At 53.5% G+C, this 22,225-nt stretch carries 19 protein-coding genes; 11 read left to right on the top strand and 8 right to left on the bottom strand.

The window, feature by feature from the left end; genetic code table 11:
- The first annotated feature begins 393 nt into the window (after positions 1 to 393).
- From RI501_RS11140 to RI501_RS11115, 6 genes are all read left to right on the top strand, one after another.
- Complete coding sequence (locus tag RI501_RS11140; RefSeq protein WP_313822605.1) at positions 394 to 1,572, top strand: SpaA isopeptide-forming pilin-related protein; 1,179 nt, start codon at positions 394 to 396, stop codon at positions 1,570 to 1,572.
- Positions 1,529 to 2,251, top strand: coding sequence for an LPXTG cell wall anchor domain-containing protein (locus RI501_RS11135; RefSeq protein ID WP_313822603.1), 723 nt, complete (start codon positions 1,529 to 1,531; stop codon positions 2,249 to 2,251). Before RI501_RS11140 ends, RI501_RS11135 begins: the two co-directional genes overlap by 44 nt.
- Positions 2,252 to 2,654: 403 nt before the next feature.
- Positions 2,655 to 3,887 carry an NAD(P) transhydrogenase subunit alpha gene (locus tag RI501_RS11130; RefSeq protein WP_313822601.1) on the top strand — a complete coding sequence of 411 codons (1,233 nt, stop codon included), beginning with the start codon at positions 2,655 to 2,657 and terminating at the stop codon, positions 3,885 to 3,887.
- A gap of 2 nt (positions 3,888 to 3,889) precedes the next feature.
- Positions 3,890 to 4,204: an NAD(P) transhydrogenase subunit alpha part 2 gene (locus tag RI501_RS11125; protein ID WP_313822599.1), complete on the top strand. Its 315-nt coding sequence runs from the start codon at positions 3,890 to 3,892 to the stop codon at positions 4,202 to 4,204.
- Positions 4,201 to 5,616, top strand: a complete 1,416-nt coding sequence (locus tag RI501_RS11120; protein ID WP_313822597.1) for an NAD(P)(+) transhydrogenase (Re/Si-specific) subunit beta — start codon at positions 4,201 to 4,203, stop codon at positions 5,614 to 5,616. Before RI501_RS11125 ends, RI501_RS11120 begins: the two co-directional genes overlap by 4 nt.
- A gap of 187 nt (positions 5,617 to 5,803) precedes the next feature.
- Complete coding sequence (locus RI501_RS11115; RefSeq protein WP_313822595.1) at positions 5,804 to 6,577, top strand: hypothetical protein; 774 nt, start codon at positions 5,804 to 5,806, stop codon at positions 6,575 to 6,577.
- 198 nt (positions 6,578 to 6,775) lie between these two features.
- Here the strand turns inward: RI501_RS11115 and RI501_RS11110 are convergent, their stop codons facing one another.
- The 3 genes from RI501_RS11110 to RI501_RS11100 all read right to left on the bottom strand — a co-directional run bounded on the left by RI501_RS11110 (position 6,776) and on the right by RI501_RS11100 (position 9,449).
- Positions 6,776 to 7,525, bottom strand: coding sequence for a DUF4811 domain-containing protein (locus RI501_RS11110; RefSeq protein WP_313822593.1), 750 nt, complete (start codon positions 7,523 to 7,525; stop codon positions 6,776 to 6,778).
- 289 nt (positions 7,526 to 7,814) lie between these two features.
- On the bottom strand, positions 7,815 to 8,684 hold the full coding sequence (locus RI501_RS11105; RefSeq protein ID WP_313822591.1) for a DegV family protein: 870 nt from the start codon (positions 8,682 to 8,684) through the stop codon (positions 7,815 to 7,817).
- A 117-nt stretch (positions 8,685 to 8,801) separates the two neighbouring features.
- A complete protein-coding gene (locus RI501_RS11100) occupies positions 8,802 to 9,449 on the bottom strand; it encodes a DNA-3-methyladenine glycosylase family protein (protein WP_313822589.1) in 648 nt (215 codons plus the stop codon).
- 405 nt (positions 9,450 to 9,854) lie between these two features.
- Here RI501_RS11100 and RI501_RS11095 point away from each other — a divergent pair, with 405 nt between their 5' ends.
- On the top strand, positions 9,855 to 11,186 hold the full coding sequence (locus tag RI501_RS11095) for an LPXTG cell wall anchor domain-containing protein (protein ID WP_313822588.1): 1,332 nt from the start codon (positions 9,855 to 9,857) through the stop codon (positions 11,184 to 11,186).
- A gap of 71 nt (positions 11,187 to 11,257) precedes the next feature.
- Here the strand turns inward: RI501_RS11095 and RI501_RS11090 are convergent, their stop codons facing one another.
- Positions 11,258 to 12,364, bottom strand: coding sequence for an ROK family transcriptional regulator (locus tag RI501_RS11090; protein WP_313822586.1), 1,107 nt, complete (start codon positions 12,362 to 12,364; stop codon positions 11,258 to 11,260).
- Positions 12,365 to 12,586: 222 nt separating this feature from the next.
- Between RI501_RS11090 and RI501_RS11085 the strand changes: the two genes are divergently transcribed.
- Both RI501_RS11085 and RI501_RS11080 read left to right on the top strand, forming a co-directional pair.
- A complete protein-coding gene (locus RI501_RS11085; RefSeq protein ID WP_313822584.1) occupies positions 12,587 to 13,363 on the top strand; it encodes an SDR family oxidoreductase in 777 nt (258 codons plus the stop codon).
- Between the two features lie 157 nt (positions 13,364 to 13,520).
- Positions 13,521 to 15,101: an FGGY-family carbohydrate kinase gene (locus RI501_RS11080; protein WP_313822582.1), complete on the top strand. Its 1,581-nt coding sequence runs from the start codon at positions 13,521 to 13,523 to the stop codon at positions 15,099 to 15,101.
- 599 nt (positions 15,102 to 15,700) lie between these two features.
- On the opposite strand, the gene RI501_RS11075 is transcribed toward RI501_RS11080, so the two are convergent.
- The 4 genes from RI501_RS11075 to RI501_RS11060 form a co-directional block, all read right to left on the bottom strand.
- Positions 15,701 to 17,182: a glycoside-pentoside-hexuronide (GPH):cation symporter gene (locus tag RI501_RS11075; RefSeq protein WP_313822580.1), complete on the bottom strand. Its 1,482-nt coding sequence runs from the start codon at positions 17,180 to 17,182 to the stop codon at positions 15,701 to 15,703.
- Between the two features lie 327 nt (positions 17,183 to 17,509).
- Positions 17,510 to 17,830, bottom strand: coding sequence for an ArsR/SmtB family transcription factor (locus RI501_RS11070; protein WP_313822578.1), 321 nt, complete (start codon positions 17,828 to 17,830; stop codon positions 17,510 to 17,512).
- 36 nt (positions 17,831 to 17,866) lie between these two features.
- Positions 17,867 to 19,720, bottom strand: coding sequence for a heavy metal translocating P-type ATPase (locus RI501_RS11065; RefSeq protein WP_313822576.1), 1,854 nt, complete (start codon positions 19,718 to 19,720; stop codon positions 17,867 to 17,869).
- Positions 19,721 to 19,847: 127 nt separating this feature from the next.
- Positions 19,848 to 20,387, bottom strand: a complete 540-nt coding sequence (locus RI501_RS11060) for a hypothetical protein (RefSeq protein ID WP_313822574.1) — start codon at positions 20,385 to 20,387, stop codon at positions 19,848 to 19,850.
- Positions 20,388 to 20,603: 216 nt separating this feature from the next.
- Between RI501_RS11060 and RI501_RS11055 the strand changes: the two genes are divergently transcribed.
- Positions 20,604 to 21,515, top strand: coding sequence for an FAD:protein FMN transferase (locus tag RI501_RS11055; protein WP_313822572.1), 912 nt, complete (start codon positions 20,604 to 20,606; stop codon positions 21,513 to 21,515).
- 87 nt (positions 21,516 to 21,602) lie between these two features.
- Positions 21,603 to 22,211, top strand: a complete 609-nt coding sequence (locus tag RI501_RS11050; RefSeq protein WP_313822570.1) for an NADPH-dependent FMN reductase — start codon at positions 21,603 to 21,605, stop codon at positions 22,209 to 22,211.
- Positions 22,212 to 22,225: the final 14 nt, after the last annotated feature.

Genomic DNA, 22,225 nt, shown 5'->3' with positions numbered 1-22,225 from the left:
CGTTGGCGGAACGCCCGCCTTTAATGTCTCCGAGTTTACCGGGGTTGTGTTACTGCCGTGTATCGCCCAGATTAAGAACTGACGGCAAATTTCGGTTAATTGTCATTAGTTTGTCATATTCGATAGTTAAACGGTCGAGTGATTCAACCAAATGTTGGATGAACCGGTGGCACCGCTGAACGGCAAAACGCAACCGGTTAGGGACTAAAGGACTTAGTTGCGCCACATGATTACTCAAACCAGAGGGTAATGGAAGAGGGCGAGTGTCTTTTCTAGACGGCATCGCTCTATAGTAGAAGTGGTAACGAGTGGGTCCGTCAGGGATTTGGACGAAGGAGATGAGGTCCCTTAAGGGTCAAAGGAAGTTAGATTGAACCAAGGGAGGAATGTCTTATGCGGAAGTTGGTTACAACCATCGTGGCCGGCATCGTGGCGTTACTCGCTGGATTGATGCTGGCCGCCCCCGTGACGTCGCACGCGGCCGTGACCGTGAGTGGTCTGGCCGCTGGGGATGCGACGGTTACGGATTCCGCCGGAAGTACCGTCACCAGTAATTCCGAATTTAGTAAGTGGGAAAATTACGAAGCTAGTTATAATTGGTCGATTCCAGACGACGTGTCGATTGCTAATCAATCGGCCTCGGTGACTTTGCCGAACGGGTTAGTCGCGGCGAACGATACCACGATCCCGTTGACCGCTGAAGATGGGACCGTCATCGGGTCCTTTACCATCAAAGCCGGTGAGACGACGGGGACGTTGACCTTTAACGAGGCCGGCGAAAATGCCCGAAACCGGAAGGGCACCTTGCAGTTCTACGTCAAAGGCACGACCGATACCAAGCCAACCGATAACAATTGGAAAGTAAACAAGGTTGGCTGGGTCGGCAGTAAGGCCCCGGATGGGACGCCAACGGCTCTGACCTGGAACGTGGCCTTTAACGCGGGTAGTCAGAATATCGGCACCGTCACCGTCACGGATACCTTAGGCCCGAATCAGACCTTTATCCCGGGCAGTGTGACGGCGAATACCGGTTCCTATGATGCCAGTGGGAATTTCGTCAGCAACGGGGGTAAGTTGACCCCGACCGTTTCCCAAAGCGGCCAAGAGATCACCTTTACCTTTGCTAATGTCACCACGGCCGTGGATATGACGTATCAAACGAAGCCAAACATTACGGGTGGTAGCCAAACCTGGACCAATACGGCTTCATCTAACGGTAGTTCCGTCACCGCCAACATTGCGTATGGTGGTAGTGGCACCGGTTCTGGTCAGGGCTATGGTAGCGTGGTTCTAACCAAGACGGGAACCGACGACGTCGTCTTACCCGGTGCGGAATTTGAGTTACGCGATAGTACTGGTCAAGTGGTCCAAGCTGGCTTAGTCACGGATGCGAACGGCCAGATTACGTTAAATCGGTTACTTCCGGGCGATTATACCCTAGTGGAAACTAAGGCACCGGCCGGCTATGAGTTAAACACCACCGCGATTCCGTTTACCATCCACGGAAGGTGGCACGGCGGTTGGTCAGTTGCACGAAACGGATCAGGCGACGACTACGCCGACCCCTGGTGAACCAGGAGAAGGCGGTAGCACAACGACGCCACCAACCACCAATCCAAGCGAACCGGGTAATGGTGGCAGCGGTGTAACGCCACCAACCACTAATCCCAGCGAACCAGGTAACGGCGGCAGTGGTGTGACGCCACCAACCACCAACCCGAGCGAACCAGGCAACGGCGGTAGCGGTGTGACGCCACCAACCACTAATCCCAGCGAACCAGGCAACGGCGGTAGCGGTGTGACGCCACCAACCACCAACCCGAGCGAACCAGGCAACGGCGGCAGCGGTGTGACGCCACCAACCACCAACCCGAGCGAACCAGGCAACGGCGGCAGCAGTGTGACGCCACCAACCACTAACCCGAGCGAACCAGGTACCGGTCATCCGGCTACCACACCAAGTGTTTCGACTCCTGGCGCGGCGCCAACAACGGGAACTGGTTCCACCGGAAGCTTGACCAATGGTGGGGGTGCCGCTGGTTCAGTAACTGGCGGTGCCACCGCCGGCACAGCCACGGCGAATGCCGGCGTGGCTGCTGGTCAGGGACCAACCGGTTCGTTAGGGTCCACGGCCCACGGTACGTTGCCACAAACTAACGAGCAGGCTCACGGCTGGCTCACCATCGTGGGAGTCGTCACCTTGCTTCTGAGCGTTAGCGGCTGGACCCTGTACCGGAAGTTGAGAGTCTAAGTGCGAGATTGTGAACAGTGTGCAACGAGATAATTGCGACGGGCAATTGTCTCGTTTTTTGTTGGTCTAAATTAAGGTAGAAAAATATTTTCAGAAAATTTTTTGACGGGGATAGCCATTGGGATGCTCGAGAAAATAGGTAGTAAACGATTGGGTTGTGAAAACGCTATCATTTGTGCAACGGGTTGTCGTTGCGTGCTCATAGGGTGGCGCACGAATGACAGAGTATCGATTGTGTCCTAAGGAGTGGTGCTAAATGGTTTGAACGTGGCAACCCCCAACCACCGGGATTGGTGAATTATAGAAAATGACTTTCTATAATTCTGATGTCTAACCATTGTTTTGCGCGATTAATTGCTTTATAGTGGAATTGTGAAGAATTTGTTAAAAGGAGATGTGTGGTATGGCAATTACCATTTCGGCTTTGAAAGAGGCGCCGGGTGAAAACCGGGTCGCCCTGTCACCGGATGTTGTCCGCAAGATGGTCAAGAGCGATTATCAGGTCTTGATCGAAAAGAACGCGGGTCAGCAGGCCTTCTACCAGGATTCCGCGTATACGGATGCTGGGGCTCAGGTAGTGGATCGGAATACTGCGGTTGAAAAAGCGTCGATTATTGCGACGATTGGTCAACCCGGCGACAATGTCGTGGATCACTTACAAGCGGGGCAAACGTTATTAGGATTATTGGCACCGCTTACAGACTTGGAGTTTGTTAAAAAGTTAGCGGCCAAAAAGGTTAATGCGCTGGCTTTCGAACTCCTACCACGGACGGTTTCACGGGCCCAAACGATGGACGTTTTAAGTTCACAGGCCAGTGTTGCGGGATACAAGGCGGCGCTCTTGGCCGCAGATAAGTTCACCCGGTACTTCCCAATGATGATTACCGCCGCTGGGACCGCTAAGCCTACCAAGGTGCTAGTCTTAGGGACCGGGGTTGCGGGACTCCAAGCGATTGGGACCGCTAAACGACTCGGGGCCATGGTTTCCGGGTACGATATTCGACCAGCGTCACGGGGCGAAGTGGAATCCTTAGGGGCGACGTTCCTGACGACATCCGTTTCGGCCACCGGTGAAGGCGGTTACGCACGGGCCTTGACGCCGGAAGAAACCGCAAAGCAACAGGAAGAGTTAGCCGGATTTATTGCGGAAAATGACGTGATTATCACGACCGCTCAAGTGCCTGGACGGCGGCCACCATTGTTGGTTACCCAGGATTCCGTGGACAATGCTAAGCCTGGGACGGTCTTCATTGACTTAGCTGCCAGTGAACTGGGCGGTAACGTGGCTGGTTCTAAGGCCGACGAAACGGTTACCACGCCAAACGGCGCCCAGATTATCGCGGCTGGCGATATGGCGAGTCAGTTGCCAGCATCGGCTTCCGACATGTTTGCCAAGAACGTGCAAGCCGTCATCAACGATATCACTAAAGACGGTGAACTGGTCTTTGATGTTGACGATGAGGTGGTCGGTGAATTACTGGCGACCTACCAGGGTGACATCATCAGTAGCCGTGAACGCTCCGCAATGAAGTTGCCGGATCGGCATCCCGAACCAGCGGAAGCAACGACTGATGAAGCCCAATCGTCCGCTGCCGATGACTCCTCCGAAGAATCCAAGACTAAAGGAGCTGATTAGTCATGAGTGAAGAGTTATTTACGAATTTAGCTATTTTTGTATTGAGTCTATTAGTTGGGTTTGAAGTTATGAGTAAGATTCCTGCGACGCTACAAACGCCCATGATGTCTGGGGCCAACGCCATTCACGGGGTCGTTGTTGTGGGGGCCTTCGTAATCGCGGCCGAAGCCAACAGCTGGCCATTCTACATCTTAGCCTTCTTAGGGGCCTTCTTCTCGGCGGTTAACGTCGCGGGTGGGTACACCGTCACCGACCGGATGCTGGGCATGTTTGACCGCAAGCCGGCCGCTAAACAAGGGGAGGCTGATCGCAAATGAGTGCATTACAAACGGTATCAGCATTAATTTATCTGATTTCAGCCGTCTGCTACGTTCTCGGGGTACATATGATGCGGTCACCAAAGACCGCCCGGCACGGGAACGGCTTATCGGCCATTGGGATGTTCTTAGCCGTCATCACGATTATCGTGACGATCATCGTGGAAGGCACCATCGACAGTGTCGGCTGGATCGTCTTAATCTTGGGCTTAGCACTCGGGATTCTGTACGGGATGGTCAAAGCACGCAAGGTGCCAATGACCGATGTGCCACAATTAGTTAGTTTATTTAACGCCGTTGGGGGCGGGGCTGCCGCCGTTATCGGGATCTTCGATTACCTGTTGAAGGGTGATGGCGCGACCCTGAGCTTGGCCTTCTCGCTACCCGTCTTTCTGGACGTGGTGATCGGGGGGATTACTTTCTCCGGGTCATTGATTGCCACGGGGAAATTATCCGGGAAAGTTCCCGGAAAGCCAATTACCTTCCCGGGGGCCCGCTTACTGAACATCATCGTAGTGGTTGCCATTTTGGTTTCGGCTTGGTTCATGATGGCATCGCCAACTAACGTCTGGTACGTTATCTTGGCATTGGTCATGAGTTTAATTTTCGGGCTGTTGATGACCTTACCAATTGGTGGGGCCGACATGCCGGTCGTGGTTTCCCTGTTGAACGCCTTCACTGGGTTGGCCGTGGCCTTTGCCGGGTTCGTCATCAATAACCAAGTCTTGATCATCGCCGGGGCCTTAGTTGGGGCCGCCGGGACCATCTTGACGCTGCAAATGGCTGATGCCATGAACCGGTCCGTGGCCAACATTTTGGCCGGGGGCTTCGGGACTGGCGACAGCGATGCAAACAGCACCGCCGATGCCGTGCCCGTCGACGTCAAGGAAACTTCCGCCGACGATATTGGGTTGCAGTTGGCTTACGCTCACAACGTGATGATCGTGCCCGGGTACGGGTTAGCCGCCGCTCAAGCACAACACGAAGTTGCCGAATTGGCGAAGGTCTTGACGGATAAGGGTATCAACGTCGACTACGCGATTCACCCGGTTGCCGGGCGGATGCCAGGGCACATGAACGTGCTGTTGGCCGACGTGAACGTGCCGTACGAACAGATGAAGCAACTGGACGATGCCAACCCGATGTTTGAAAACACCGACGTGTCGTTGGTCATCGGGGCCAACGACGTTACCAACCCGTTAGCGCGGGAAAGTGGCAACGAAATCTCCGGAATGCCAATTCTGGACGTCGACAAGTCGAAGTCCGTGGTGGTTATCAAACGGTCGATGAGTACCGGGTATGCCGGGATTCAAAACCCGTTATTCTCCATGGATAACACGCAAATGTTCTTCTCCGATGCCAAGAAGGGGTTACAAGACATTGTGGCCGCCACGAAGCAGTATCTGGAGTAAACGTTAACCGAATGAAAATGGGCCGTCACCTGATGGGGTGGCGGTCCATTTTTTGACGGATAAAGTGCAGAAACGAAGGAAGTCTGCATTTTACTAACCTTACCCAATCGCCTAATATTATCTTGGGTTAACGATTATCCTAGTAATCAGTTAAGCTAAAATTAGATACATAAGGGGAGTTGCTTTGATGTTTAAACAAATGGTTCGCGGTACGGTCATGGCTTTGGCAGCGATGACCTTCGTCACGGTCGGGTTGAGTTCAACCCAATCAGCGCAAGCGAAGACGACCAAGGGGATGGCTAGTTTTACCCGGCAGGCTAAGGAAAAGAACTTTACGATTCGGGCTAAACGGCCCCTGAAAGTCTACCTCTACGGGGTTAACAATAAGCCCTACTTGACCACGCAAAAGCAGGTCAATAACTTGAATCGGCAGCACTACGCTGGGCACAAAAACTGGAAACGGGTGGTGACGATTAAGAAGGGAAGTCAACTTTCCCTGGCGTGGAAGGTCATGGTTCGAAACGGACAGGACTACTTTAATGTCTCCTCCAAAAAGTTCCCCGGAGGTAAGGGGGCCTTTCATGCCGTGGCGTTGAACAGCCGCTCGCAGTTTAAGATCGTGAAGTGGTCTTGGAGAGATCCGAATAAGCATTTGAAGCTTAAGGTCGTCCCATTACAGAAAATGACGACGGCTAAGGCCTATCAGATTGGACAAAAGAGTGGTGTGATTGCTGACACTAAGTTATCTAAACTAGATAAATTAGTGATGACCACGCGGACAGCCAAGAAATTCGTGATGGTCGAGTATATGAAGACGGACCGGGGGATCGCAACGCAATACACGTTAACGCGGCCGGACAAACACCATCTCAAAGTTCGTTCGGTGGCCGGTTCGATGAAGACGGGACACTTTGTGGCGGATAAGAACCCGTGGGTGGAAAGTAAAACCTTAAAGTTCTAGTGAGACTTGCCAGAACAGCTGTCAGCTAAAAGTGTCGCAATTTCTACTCTGGTAGAAACCGCGACGCTTTTGTGTGTTATGGGTAAAACACCAGCTGAGGATGGCGTAAAGTCGGATAGGTTCTTAATGAAGGCCAGTAAAGGCCCCGTTGACCGGTGATTAACCGGGAACGGGGCCTGATCTTTGGTCGTACTTCTTCTATTCTGCGGGTTGTTGCTGGGCTTGTTGGGCCAGCTGGGCCGCCCGTTTTGGTGCTTGTTTCTGAAGTTCTTGGGTGACAGCGCGTTGAGCTTTAGCGGTGATTTGTCGCCGTTGCGCCGCAGTGGGGTGGCTGATGGCGGCTAATTGTTGTTTGACGATCTTGGCGACCGCCTCGCGTTTGGCCTGCCGCACCCCCTTGGCCTGTTCCTTAACGGCGGCTTTCAGCCACTGCGTTTGCTTCGGCGTGAGCGTGACCCACCGGCTAGGCAACTCAAAGGTGTTTTGCTGGCGAATTAACGCCGTGTGCCGGCCGGGATAGGTAAACATCGCCCGCCAGAACCGAGAACGAAACTGCCAGCTGGTTGTGGTGGTGGTTAGCGTCGCCGTAGTGGTGTGGCCGATAACGACCCGATTACGAGTTTGGGACGTGGCCGCGGTGGTCTGTTGCCGGTTCGTCGTGGTTGAACGATAAGTATAGACTCGTTGGTTACGCGGTCCCTTGCTGGGCTGGTAAACCAGGACATCGAGGGGATCGGTTGAAGCAATTGAAGCAACGGAATTGGTGTGAGTGGTGGTCACCCGGTGCATTCCCCAGTGCTGCTGAGCGTTACCTACCAGGCCCACCGTGGCCCCTAGGAGGATCACCAAGCCCAGACCGCCGACCAGGAGGCGCACCAGTCGGGTGGTGGGGACGAAGAAACCACCGAGGGCAAGGAGAATTCCGAGCACTAAGCTGATTAGGACCATGGCATGACCTCCTGAAGATAGTTTGGGCGTCCCTCAGTCGTGATGGGCTGCCAAGGGCAACTCCTGATTAACGCCGATGGTTAATATAGGTGTATTATAAACTATTTATGCTTGAAAACAAATCGTTTGCATCGGTTAATTGCGTGCGGCCAGCCAGCTGGTGACCCAGACCAGCCCGGAAAACTTGGGGTTAGTCAAAACCCATTATCGAAAAGCAACGCGTTGCACTTTAAGGTTAGGGGAGACCCGCCTCGCCAGGCGACCTGTCGATTATCAAGGCAGGTTGCCGTTAGTTACGGTCCGTTAGTCCGGTCACGAAGACCGCCACGCAGCCAAACCCAGTGTGACAGGCAATCGTGGGACCAATCGGGCCAATACGCAGGTCGGCGGCGGGGTATTGCGTCAAGACGGCGTCCCGGACGCGTTTGGCGGCGGCCCAATCGCCACTAGTCGCAATCAGAACGGGTTGACGAACGTCTTGATGGAGCGCAGCGGTGACCTTGTTCGTGAGGGCGGCCAAGGCGTGGTGGCGGGCCCGAATCTTATCGACCACTCGTAATTTCCCCTGAGGATCGACGTCTAAGAGGGGTTTGATCTGCAGCAAGGTGCCCACCGTGGCGCTCGCCCGGGAGATCCGGCCACCATGGTAGAGGAACTGCAGACTATCGACGGTGAACCACTGTTGGAGCTGTAGTCGGTGGGCGGTCAACCAGGCTACCGTGGTATCGAGGTCATTTCCCGCCGCTTGTAAGTGGATGGCTTCGAGGAGCAGTCGACCTTCGCCGGCACAGGCGGCCAGGGTATCGACCACGCGGATGTCGGCATCCGGATAGTCTTCGAGGAGCAGGTCGCGGGCTAGTTCGGCGTTATGAAACGAACTACTGAGACCGCTAGACAGACCCATGAACAAGATGGGGGTTCCAGCCTGGACGTAGGGCTTGAAAAAGGTGACGTATTCACCGACATTGATGGCCGCCGTGGACGGCTGAACGCCCTGTTTGAGTTGGGTGTAAAAGTCTTCTAATTGCTGGTTATCATCGAGATCACTGGCGATGGTGTGGCCGTTAACCGTGAAATGAAACGGGATGACCGCCACGTGGTGCGCCTTCAATGTGGCGCCCGCAAGACCGCATTCGGAATCAGTCAAAAGTTGAAACATCGTGAATCACTTCCAATTTCTTAGGCTACTTCTAAGTATAGAAGCTTCCGGCCCCCGGGTAAAATCTCCTGCGCCATTAGCGTTAGTGAACGGCACTACCAGCGAATGAAGATAAGCCTATTTGAAGAGGTGAAAGGGCGTCTTGGTGAGCCCCCGATCGAGGGCCACGTAAAGGTAGCGCGCGGCAATCGACGAATAGGGTTGCCACTTATGACACTTCTTCTGGACGGCCCGCGCCGTGTAATCGGTGGTTTTGTACACCCAGCCGTATCCCTGAAGAAAAGCGACGTCTTCGTAGGGTAAGATGTTGGGTCGATCCAGCGCGAAGATTAGATACATCTTGGCCGACCACCGTCCAATCCCTTTGACGGCGGTCAGCTCCTGCATGATGGTGGCGTCAGGTAACGTTGCGTAACGGTCAAAGTCCACGGTTTGATTCAACACGGCGGTGGTTAAGTTGCGGATATAGCCGACCTTCGAGTGGGAGATGCCAATCCCCCGAATGGTGGCGTCGCTGAGTTGGGCGATGGTCGGCGCGGTCAAAGGGCCGGCACACTGGTCCAGGAGACGTTGGGTTAGCACAGCGGCCACCTTATTGGATAACATTTGGCCAATGATTTGACTCACCAGAAAGCCGTAACCGTTGTCGGCCAGTCGGTACTCCAGTGGTCCCACCATCTGAATGGCTTTGCCGAGGTGCTTGTCTTTTGTCTGTAGGTATTGAATGGCCGGTGATTGGCCGTCCAAGCGTCTCAATTCGCTCATTCGGATCACTCCTTAGGTTGCTTACATTATATGTCCGCTAGCGGTGGGTGGCGCTGAAAAAGACCGTTGGTGGGCTGGAAGGTGGCCGGTAACGATTGTTTGATGGGGATGATGGTTCCCTCGTTGCCGGTCTAAAATCGGATTCCCGGAAAAAATCAAGGATGATGCAAATATAATTTTTTCGTTACTCAGTCCTTGCGTTAACCGAAAGTTAGACCAAGAGATGTGCTAGATTAGTTTTTAGTGAAATAATTAACGTGATGTAGTTGCTGGGAAACTAATGAGCGATTTAGCAGTGTTTCGGCAAACGTTGTTGATTTAACTAAGCAGACGGGAAGTTTAATCTCTTACGTATATTCATGCTACGTTGTGGGTGTTAGGAGAGAGCGATTGGAGGAATTAGATATGCGTAAGTTTTGGAAAATCTCTTTGCTAATGGTTGCCGGCTTGGCGACCCTTTTCATGGGGCCACCAATGATTGGGCAAGCTAAGGAGCTTGCCGCGACTGGCTTGGACGCCGCTAGTGCGGTGATTAAGAACAGTCGGGGGAAGGTCATGACCCATACGGAAGTCTTACCGGAGGATCAGGCCTATACCGTCAACTATAAGTGGCGGTTACCTTCCTATACGCCACTTGAGGCCGGGGACACCATGACGGTCACGGTGCCCGCAAATGTGAAGATTCCTAAGGACGACAGTTTTGAAATGACGAACCTGTACGGGAGTGCCCCAATTGGTCACTTCTTCATCGCGGCGGGTTCCCATACCGGGACGGTCACGTTAAATAAGTTAAACAGTAATTCGTTTAATCGGCACGGGTTCATCCGGTTGGACGTGGTTGGTGCTGGGCCAATCACCGAACCCGAAGAACCTGGAACTACCGAACCAGGGGTCACGGAACCAACGGAGCCCGAAGAGCCTGGGACCACTGAACCAGGGGTCACGGAGCCAACGGAACCCGAAGAACCTGGGACCACTGAACCAGGGGTCACGGAACCAACGGAACCCGAAGAACCTGGGACTACTGAACCAGGGGTCACGGAACCAACGAATCCCGAAGAACCCGGGACTACCGAACCAGGTGTGACGGAACCAACGAATCCCGAAGAACCTGGGACTACCGAACCAGGGGTCACGGAACCAACGAATCCCGAAGAACCCGGGACTACTGAGCCGGGCGGTGCTGGTGTGATGCCAGGTGAACCTGGCACGCCGACGGAACCCCAAGAACCTGGGGAGTTAATTCCTGGTGGTGGCGACGGTGCCGGTGGATTTGAACCGGGACCTGGGACGACAACACCAACTGAACCTGGCACGACGCCGGGTGGTGCTGGTGCAACGCCAACTGAACCTAGCACGACCGAACCGGGAACCACTGAGCCGAGCACGACGACGCCAGGTGGCGCTGGTGCAACGCCAAGCGAACCTAGCACGGCCGAATCTGGGACGACCGCACCCGTAACGGGGACCACGCCAAGCAACCAGATGCCCGCAACGGCTGGTCAGGGCGCGATGCCAGCGAATGGCACGACGGCTAACGGCAGCACCGCGACTAGCGGATCGACTGAATCTGGCACGACTGGTGCTGCGGCACAGCCGAGCTACGACGCTAGCGGCCATCACGTTACGGCAGCGACATTACCACAGACTAACGAGAAGCATTCCCCAGTGGCGGCAGTCATTGGCTTAGTCGCTTTGGTTGGTTTAGGGTTAGTGCCATTGAAGCGGTTCTTCTAAGCGAGACAAGTAATCTAAAAACGATTAGATGATCAGGATTGAAGCCTGATTGTCTAATCGTTTTTTGTCGCCTAAATGTTTTCGATGAAACTTTCCATTAACGGAATAGCAGCACCGGTAGCCACTGGATGGGTTAAAACGGATCCTAGGCGCAGGTACGGCCGGTCTTCCGGAAAGGCCGTCAGGTTGGCGATGCGCTCCTTAAGCTGGGCCAAGGTCTGTTGGTTGATGAATTGCAATAACTCCCCGGCAATCACGATACGGTTGTCGAGGAACATATGAAAGTTATTGATGGCTTCGGCGAGGTCGTCCAGGTAGGTTTCCCACCGCGCCCGGTTAGCCTGATTCTGCGCTAAGCTGGCCATAAAATCGGGTAACTGCTCGTCGGCGTGGAGCAACGAACTAATGGAGACGTAGGTTTCGATGCAACCGTGCCGACCGCAGTAGCACAGCCGGTCGCTGTTGGCCACGAAGGTCACGTGTTCCATGGTCCCACTGCGGCCCTGTTCGCCGGAGTAGATGCGGTCATTAATCATGATGGCCGTGCCGAGATGTTCGCCGATGGACAGGTAGATGGTGTCCTTGTGGTCGTCGGACTGATCGTGTTCCGCATAGGCCACACAGTCGGCATCATGGAAGAACGAAACTTTATAGGGGAGAAACTGTTCGAAGCGGACAGTCTTTAACCCCGTGCAATCCAAGATTTTGCCGTACAAAACCGTTGTGCGGTCGTAGGAAATTAAACCTTGGATGCCCACGCCTAAGCCGATGACCTGTTCGTCCACGAGACCGCAGTCCGTGGCGAAGCTTTTGATCCAGGTGGCCAGTTGTTGAAAGTAGTTGTCGTCATTCGAGTAATCCAGCAGCAACTTATCGGCCGCAATTTCGGCACCCTTTAAATCGATGGCGGTGATGGTCACATAATTCTTGAACATTTCCAGGCCTAAGCAGACCCGCTTGCGGGCGTAGACCGAGTAGGCGACGGCGCGCCGGCCAACTTGGGATTTGAACTTCCCGTCGTTGCGAATCAGGTCGTTCGCCATGAGTAGCTTCAGATTATGGGTCACCGTGGGGAGACTGAGGTTTAATTGAATGGCAATTTCTTGTTTGGAAATTTTATCTTGATGGTAGATGAGTTGAAAGACTCGCGAATAATTATTGGTAATATCGTTTGCCATGTGTGCGCCTCCAATACCGTTATTATACCTAATCGCAACTTGTTTTGTAAAATTGAAGGCTTGTTTTATAAAATAGTTTTCTAAAATCGTTGACAGCGGTTACATCTGGATATATGATTAAGGAGCATTAAGGAAAACGATTTTACAAAACTACTTATTATTTTGCTAAACGCCCTTAATGCCACTTAAATTAGTTAATCAATTACTTAGGAGGCAACACTAATGGGGATTCTAGATCGAATGTCACTCAAGGGTAAGAAGATTTACGTGACCGGCGGTGCGCAAGGATTAGGTAAATCCATGGCCACTGGTTTAGCAGAAGCTGGGGCCGACCTGGCCATCGTGGACATCAACGCTGAAAAGTCACAAGCCACGGCCAAAGAAATTGCGGACGCCACGGGCCAAAAGGTCATCGCGGTACCAACCGACGTCACCGATCCCGACCAAGTGCAAAAGATGGTCGAAACGGTGGTTCAGGAATTGGGCGGCTTAGACGCTGCGTTCAACAACGCCGGCATGTGCTTAAACATCCCCGCCGAAGATATGTCCTACCAGGACTGGTTGAAGGTTGTTAACTTGAACCTGAACTCCGTCTTCCTCTGCTCGCAAGCGGCTGGTCGTTACATGTTAAAGAATGGTGGCGGTTCCATCGTGAACACGGCTTCCATGTCCGCACACATCGTTAACCGGCCACAACCACAATGCTCGTACAACGCCACTAAGAACGGGGTTATCCAATTATCCAAGTCCTTAGCAATCGAATGGGCCAAGAAGGGCGTGCGGGTGAACACCATTTCCCCAGGTTACATGGGCACCGACTTGACGTTAAGCTCACCAGACTTGAAGCCATTGATCAAGACTTGGAACGACTGGGCACCGCTTGGGCGCTTGGGTCGACCGGATGAATTACAAGGAATGGCCGTTTACTTGGCGGGTGACACCAGTTCATTCAGTACCGGGGACGACTACTTGGTTGACGGGGCCTTCACCGCTTGGTAAAGTGACCACGTTAACTCACTGAAGGTGGCGATCGTGCGACTATCGTCACCTTTGCGTTTCTTCAGGCGTGTGATGGATTGATCAAATGGTCGGTTCGGGCGGAAGCTACACACACCTATAGCTTTGAAAAACGGCATTGCCGAAGGAAGGTCTACTCATGAAATATTTAATTGGAACGGATATTGGGACGTCAGGGACCAAGAGTATCTTGATGGATACGGCAGGTCACCTGATCGCACAAGACTTAGAAGAATACGACGTCCTCACACCCAAGCCGCTGTGGGCGGAACAATGGCCCAGCGTCTGGGTCGATGGCTTAAAGAAGTCCATCCAAAAGACGGTTGAAAAGGCCGGCGTCGACCCGCACGATATTAAAGGGGTCGGTATCAGTGGTCTGTACGGGGGCTCCGGGATCCCCGTTGACGAACACATGCAGCCGGTTCGGCCTTGCCTGATCTGGATGGACCGCCGAGCCGAAGACGAAGTTGCCTGGGTCAAGGAACACATCGACGGCGACCGGTTGACCGAAATCACCGGGAACGACGTGGTCGACCCGTATTACGGCTACACTAAGATTCTCTGGATTAAGAACCACGAACCCGAGAACTGGAAGAAGACGCGGATGTTCCTGCCGCCTTCCAACTACGCGATTTATGAATTGACCGGTAAGGTGGCCATTGACCACACCGCCGCCGGGAACTTGGGTGGGTTCTACGACGTCAACACCAATACCTGGTCCAAGGAAATGCTCGACGCCATGGGTGTTCCCGAAAGCATGATGCCGATGCCCATCGTTGACTCCACGACCATCGTGGGGGGACTGACCGCCGCTGCCGCTAAGGAACTGGGCTTACTGGCAGGCACGCCCGTGATTTCCGGTGGGGTCGATGTCGGAGCCGCGAACGTCGGCATGGGCGTCTTCAAGCCCGGCAAGTACGTGGCCGCCATTGGACAATCCATGAATGCCGCGTTGGTTAGCGAAAAGCCGATTAAGGGCCAGGGCCTGATCGTTTGGCCGTACCCCTACAAGTCGGAAAACTTGGTCTACAACTTCTCCGGGTCCGCTACGGCCGGCGCCATCACTAAGTGGTTCCGGGACACGTTCGCCCAAGAAGAAGTGGCCGCACAAAAGGCCGGGGGCGATAACGCCTACGTGGCCTTGAACAAGGAAGCTAAGAAGTTAAACATCGGTCCGGGGAGTGAAGGCCTGGTCGTTCTGCCATACTTCATGGGTGAACGGGCCCCAATCTGGAACTCCGACGCCAAGGGCTTGATCTTCGGGTTGTCGTTGGTCCACACCAAGGCTCACATTTACCACGCCTTCCAGGAAGCCGTCTGCTACGCATTGCGGCACAGTATCGAAAGCACGGGCCGCGACCTGGGCGATTACATCATCATCGCCGGTGGGGTCACGAACTCCAAGGACTGGGTCCAAATGTTTGCTGACGTAACGGGTTACGCCGTTCGGACGCCAATCGAAGACGCCGAAGCTAACCTGGGTGACGTGATGTTGGCCGGTATCGGCACGGGCATCCTCGATGTCGACGACGTTCAGAAGTGGCAGGTTCTCGGCGACCCAGTCGAACCGAACGCTAAGCGCCACGCCGTATACAACCAGTACTACACTATGTACCGGAAGCTGTACCAGGACTTAGTCGGCGACATGCACGGCCTCACGAAGCTTGCTAAGCTAGACGCCAACGTGGCCAGCGATAAAGCCCCCGTTAGTGCCAAATAGGCTTTGGTTCCCACTCGTATCTTTTTAACTACATTCATAAAACCCTAAATCAATAGGCCTCATCCGGACGTGCTGATCCGGATGGGGCCTATTTTTAGTGGGTCCGGTGGGGTAAGTTGGTGGGGCCTAGGTGGTCGTTACTTAGTTACTTTTCAGGGCCTTCATGCGTTGCTGGGTGGGCCCCCTAAAGGGCAGACGCAGGTATCCAGCGGGGAAAGTGGGAAATTAAGGCGGAGAGAAGACGATTTTATAGTGGTCGGGACGTTAAGCTAGTTTGGGGTTACGGGACTGGAGAGCCTTCATGGACTAGCAAGTCATCAATTAAAGGTTATCAAAACGAGTGAACTAGGGTTGGGACTCTTCGTAGGCGTGTCGCTGGTGATTAGCAGGTACTGATTAGTGGGATCGGTCATCCTGAAGGGTAATGACCAGACAGTACTGGGGGCAGGCTTAGCGTCTGTGGCAAGCTACTAGTGCTAGACGAAAACGATTAGCAACGTCTGAGGGGGCTTAGCTATGCTACTAACAGCGACATAACGATTAGATGGACACCAAAAACCGCCACCCAGCTCACAGACTGGATGACGGTTTTTAGAAGGTTAGTTGTGCGAGTTGGCCATTGGTGTGGCCGAGGTCACGTGGGTGGTTTGTTGCGAATCGGTTAAGGTTGACTTAGGCGTGGCAGCGTCTTGTTTTTCCAAACGCTTGCGCAGCTCCTTAACGATTTCGGCGTGCTTAGCTTCGGTCAGCGTGACCTTGAAGAAGAAAATCACGGCGGCGATGATCAGCAGCACGATGGGAATGTAGAACATGAAGGTGTTGAACTTAAAGATCCCGGCGGCCGAGATGTCACTGGGTTTGGCGTTACCCGTCATTCCGACGGCCACGGCGACCAGGCCCACGACCCCGTTGGAGGCGGCGCCGGCTAATTTATCGATCAGTGGTCGGATGGACAGGGTGACCGATTCGTTTCGCGTACCGTTGACTAGTTGCCCGTATTCGACACTGTCGGTGATGGTCATCAACGTGGCCAAGAAAATCAGCGGGTACGGGAAGAAGTAGCAGGACACGGCGACCAGTACTAGGGCCAGGTTCTGCCCGGCAAACAAGAAGATCACGTAGCCAATCAGCATAAAGGCGATACCGGCAATGTAGATGGCTTTTCGCCGAATCAGGCGCTCAAGTAACGGATAGATGGATACGGAGAGCACGCCCAGCACACAGGTGATGACCCCGACCCAGGTGTAGGCCGCCACGTTGCCCAACCGGTAACGGAAGTAGTACATCAACAGGGATTGGGTGACCACGTAGCTAAAGGCAAACAGGAAGTAAGATGCCGCGATCCACAGGAGTTGCGTGTTGTTCTTAATGGCGTTAAAGATGGCCTTTAAGTTGGTGTGTTGGGTGTTCTTCCGAATCAGGTTGTCCTGTTCCTTGATGTTCAAGCAAGTGATCAACGCCCCACCGGAACACAGTAAAGCCACAATCAAGACGTAGCCGAACCAGCCGGCGTGGGTCTGTTGCCCGTAAGGGACCTTCGAGAAAACGTGGGAGAACAACAGGATGGCGGGCGTGATGATCACAATCACGATTTGGGCGCCCAGCGTCGATCCCAGTCGTGAAGCCGTTCCGAAGCGTGTTCGAACTTTGGTGTCGATGCTGATGGCGGGTAACATCGACCATAAGGCAATGTCACTGAACGAGTAGAAAACGTCGATTACTAAGAAAGTAACCGCTAACAAAATCAGGTACAGGGTTGGATTGTTGAACGCCAGACCACCGTAATCGGAGAATAAAACGATTAGACCGATGGAGGCCACGAGGGAGCCAGCCATGATCCACGGCCGAAATTTGCCCCAGCGTGTTTCGGTGTTATCGACGACCCCACCAATCATCGGGTCGAACATGATTTCACCAATCCGAATGACCACGACAATGAGGGTCACCAAGCCGACCATCTTTTCGTCGGCCCCACTGGTAAAAAGCTGACTGGTGAGAAACATCATGAAATAAATGCTTAACGTATTGTAGAAGGCATCGTGCCCGAAAGTGCCAAACGCATAGGCTAAGTACTGCTTCATTGGAATACACTCCTCCGTTAGATTTGAAATCTATTTTAAAAAATGCCTTTATAAAATGTATTAACGAATAAAGTATAGCTGGTGGGTCACTATTCTGCAAGCGTTTTCAACTAATTATTTTCTTCACAATTCGACGGCTGGTCGCTGAATTTAGTAGGGGTTTACTAAAACAGTGAGGGTACGCAATAGTCTAGATTTCGCGGCTAGATCGTGTCGAAGCTGGTGACCATGGGCTCTTGAGTGTCGCAGTGGTCTCACCAAAATTGAGACAAAATGGGACAGAAAAAACGACCCGAACTAGCGTTGGCTAGTCAGGGTCGTCTAAGATTAGGCGTCTTCCAATACATGTTTTTTGGTCAGTTCGAAAATCTGAATGACGTGTTGGTCGGTGACTTGGTAGTGCATTTCGCGCCCCACCCGTACGTTGGTGACCAGGTTGAGCTGACGCAAGGTTTGTAGGTGATGGGAGACCGCCGATTGACTGATATTCAGCCGGTTGGTGATCTCTCCGACGCTAAGCGATTGGTGGGCAATCAACAGGATAATCCGCATCTTGGAGGGATCACTGATTGCCTTGAAAATGGAGAGGACCGGACGTAACTCGTTGTCGCTGGGCAACGTCGGGTCGAGCGATGGATCGGTCGGCATGCTGCAACCCCCAATGGTTTAAAGAATTAAGCTGCCTTATTTAAACATCAATAAGCGTAAGCCGTTTAAGATCACGAGCAGGGTACTCCCCTCGTGAACCACTACGCCCCAAGCGATGTTGGTAATGCTTAAAAAGTTCAGCACAATTAATAATACCACGATTGCCAACGCAAAGATAAGGTTTGTCCAGATGATTTGGTTTAACCGTTTGGATAAGCGGTGGGCGTAGGTGAGCTTGGACAGGTCGTTTTGCATCAGCACGGTATCGGCCACGTCAATCGCCACGTCGGTTCCGTCGCCCATGGCTACGCCGATATCGGCCTTGACCAGGGCGGGGGCATCGTTAACGCCGTCGCCAACCATGGCCACCGTGGCGTAGCGTTGCTTCTGCTGGTCGATGATGGCGGCCTTATTCTCCGGTAAGACGTTGGCGGCGACCTCGTCCACGCCTAGTGCGGCCCCCACGGCCTGACCTGTGAGCTGGGCGTCTCCGGTGATCATCTGGGTGTGAATCTGGTGTTGTTTGAAGTAATCGATGGCCGCTTGCGACGCTGGGTTCGGGACGTCCATCAGGGCCAGTAACGCTTGAACTTGGTCGTCGACGGCCACGAAGATCACGGTCTTGCCCGCCGCAGCGAGTTCATCGCTACGGGTTTGCAGGGCAGCGGGGACCGTTGTAAAACTGGAGGGTTTCCCGATCCGGACGGTATGACCGTCAATCTGACTTTCCAATCCCTTACCTAATTGATTGGTGACGGTGACGTCAAGCGATTGGGTGGGGGTGAAGTGCGCGACAATGGCGGTGGCCAGGGGGTGGTTACTTTGCTGTTCCATCGCTACGATTTGGTTAGTAAGTCGGTCAGCGTTGACGCCCGGTACGAATTCGGTGTCGGTGACCGTGGGCTTTCCGGCCGTCAGGGTCCCCGTCTTGTCGAAGGCCACGGCCTGTAACTCGGCTAACTGATTCAGGTAGGCGCCCCCCTTGAAGAGGACTCCGTGACGGGCCAGATTCGACAGTCCCGATAAGGTTGCGGGAACCGCGGCAGCGGCCAACGCACACGGCGAGGCCGAGATTAGAAAGACGATGGTCCGGTAAAGACTGGTGGGTACCGACCAATGAATCAGGAAGATTCCTACCAGAAAGACCACCGGTAATAGTAGTAAGACGGTCGTGACGTAGAGGGGTTCGAAGCGCTTGATCTTCGTGGCGGTCTTCCCCAAGGATTGTTGGGAGTCTTGAACTAGCTGGAGGATCTTAGCAAAAACCGTGTCCTGGGCATCCTTGGTCACCACCATGTCGAAGGTTGAGTCGCCATTGATGGTACTGCCGAAGACGGTGGCATCGACGGTCTTTTCTTGGGGGATACTCTCCCCGGTAATGGCCGCTTCGTTCAACGTGGCCGTTCCCTTAATGATGGTGCCATCGGTCGGCACCTGACCGCCGTTTAAGACCTGGAGTCGATCCCCTACGGCGAGGTCGGCCACGGGGACCACCTCGATCGCCCCGGTGGTGGTGTAGCGGCGGGCCGCCACCGGATTTAAGTCTAAGAGAGCCGTGATTTCGCGTTGGCTTTTACCCTCGGCGTATTCTTCTAAGAAATGGGCGCCGGCAAAAATTAGGATCAACAGGGCGGCCTCCTCGAAGCTACCAATGAGGATGGCCCCCAGCGCGGCCAGAAACATCAAGATGTGAATGTTGGGGGCAAATTTATGTTGGGCCCGACTATCGGTCACGGTTTCAATCAGGCCTTCGATAACGATGTGGTAACCGGCAAACAGCGTAGCGGCTAGGAATCCCAGAGACCGGCTAATGCCGGGAAGAAAGAAGCTGAGACCGAAGAGCAGAAGTCCGACTAGGTAGGCGCTGGGCGCAAGCTTTTTGGTGGGCATGTTAATTCCTCCTTTTTTAATATCTATGTATGCTCATATGTTAATCTATTTATATCATGAAACCGGTTATTTTGCAATACAAAAAGCGCGCAGGGGATCGAAATCCGCTGCGCGCATAGAACTTGGTTTAGAAAGTGACGGAATTAGTCAGGGGCAGGGCGATGCTGAAGATTAGCAGGCTCAGTAATAAGGGGAGACTGAACTGCCGAATGTTTGCTAGTAACGAAAGGCCCCAGTGCTTGAGGTAACCGCCGCCTTGCTCCCAGTGATTATGATTAATAATCTCGCTGGTCATCAGAATGGCGGTATAGAGTAAGGCCAGAAAGGCGCCAACGAAGACCAGGTAGGCGAGGATAACCAACAAGTTACCGGTCAGAACCACGGTGATGAATTGGTAGACGGCCACGATGGCGATGGTCAGACTGATAAAGGACAGTAACGTGATGGGCCAACGCATGGGAATGGTCGAGAAAACCAAGAATAAGACAATGACCCGTAGCCCCATGAGGACGCTGGCCAGAAAACCGTCGAGCGTCAGGGCGTGTAACGTAATGACGTGGGGTTCCAGCAGGTGTGAGAAGCCTAAGGTCAAGAGAATAGCGAATAAGAACACACACCAGCCGATGAGAATCCGGGTAGTGAAACGAGAAATCTGTAATTTAGCCATGGTAAACTCCTTCAGCGGTCCTCAATGGTGGGACCTAGTAAATGTCATCTATCCATAAAGATAGGCTATTGGCTAGAGTTCGTCAACTTTGGCGGAATCTACGGGGGTGAAAAAAGCGGTGGTTGCGTGCCGTAACGGTGTGGTAGTGAAATCGTTATCATAATACTTTAAATTCGCACTAAATTCGGGTACGATAACGGTGAAGGAGGTGGTGGCATGCCTGTGGCCACTCAAGTGGTGCACCTGATGGGCACCGTGATTACACTGACGATTACGCACCGGCAACCGCAACCCGTGTTGACTGAGGCCGTTCGTCGGTTGAAGGTTTATGAACATCGATTTAGTGCGAACGATGAAACGTCGGAATTGATGGCTATCGCGCACCAAGCCGGTCAGCGACCGGTGGCCGTGGATCCCGAACTTTTTGACCTGATCCGGATTGGCCGCGATCACAGTGCCAATACGGCCGAACACTTAAATATCGCCATTGGCCCGTTGGTGCAAACCTGGCGAATCGGCTTTAACGATGCCCGTAAACCCAGTGATGCCGAGATTCAGGCTGCGTTACGGCTGACGGATCCGGCGGCCATAACGTTGGATCCACGGCACCTGACCGTTTATCTGCAACGACCGGGAATGACCCTGGACTTGGGAGCCATCGCCAAGGGCTACGTTGCCGATCTCCTCCACGACTATTTCACGACTGTGGGGGTCACGGCGGGGCTGATTAACCTGGGTGGCAACGTGGTGGTCTTCGGTCCGCAACGGCAACACGCCGATCAGCAATGGCGAATTGGCATCCAGGATCCGGGGAAACCACGGGGGCAAAACCGGCTGGTGATCCGGGTTCGGGACAAGTCGGTGGTGACCTCCGGAATTTATGAGCGGCAATTACACGCCGCTGGGCATACTTACCACCACGTTTTGGATCCGGTGACCGGCTACCCGATGCCCACCGAGATGGCGAGTGTCACCATCATTTCGGCCCAATCGATCACCGGTGAGCTTTGGACCACCCGATTATTCGGACAACCCGTGGAAGCGGCAATGGCGCAATTGCGGCAAACGTCGGGGATCGATGGCATAATTATTACTCAGACAGGGCAACTTTATTCCACAATTTTGTGAAAATATTGCTATAGTATATAAAAGCGTTTACAATGGAGCTAAGCGGTGTGCGCCGCGAATCCCCAAAGTTTAAAGGAGCGGTCTATAATGAATAAATTTGTGGCAATGGTTGGAACCAACGCAAAAGTGTCCACCAACCGAACGTTACTCCAGTTCATGAAGCGGCATTTTGCCGATCAGGCAGAAATTGAACTCATGGAAATCACTGATCTCCCGTTGTTTAACAAGCCCGAAAACAGTCCGGTTCCCGCGCCCGTGTTGGCCATGGCCCAGGCGATTGACACGGCTGACGGGGTCATTATCGCGACCCCCGAATACGACCATGCGGTCCCTTCTGCGCTGATGAATGCGTTGGAATGGTTATCTCACCGGGTTCACCCGTTCGTGGATAAACCCGTGATGATCGTTGGGGCGTCGTACGGCTCACTGGGGTCTTCCCGTGCGCAGGCCCACCTGCGGCAGATTCTGGATTCACCGGAGCTGCGCGCCCGCATTATGCCGAGTTCCGAATATCTCTTGGGGCATTCCCTGGACGCATTTGACGATCAGGGGAACTTGAAGGACGCCGATAAGGTCGCTCAATTGGACGGCCTATTTAAGGACTTCCAAACCTTCGTCGCGGTGTCAGGACAACTGAACCACGCCAAGGATCTCAATCAAAAAGACACGAAAAACTTCGACTGGAATAAGCTGTAAAAGGAGCGGAAAAC

The organism is Levilactobacillus zymae, assembly GCF_032190635.1.
GTDB lineage: Bacteria > Bacillota > Bacilli > Lactobacillales > Lactobacillaceae > Levilactobacillus > Levilactobacillus zymae_A.
Note: the sequence above shows the minus strand (reverse complement) of the source record. Positions and strands in the feature narration are given on the sequence as shown.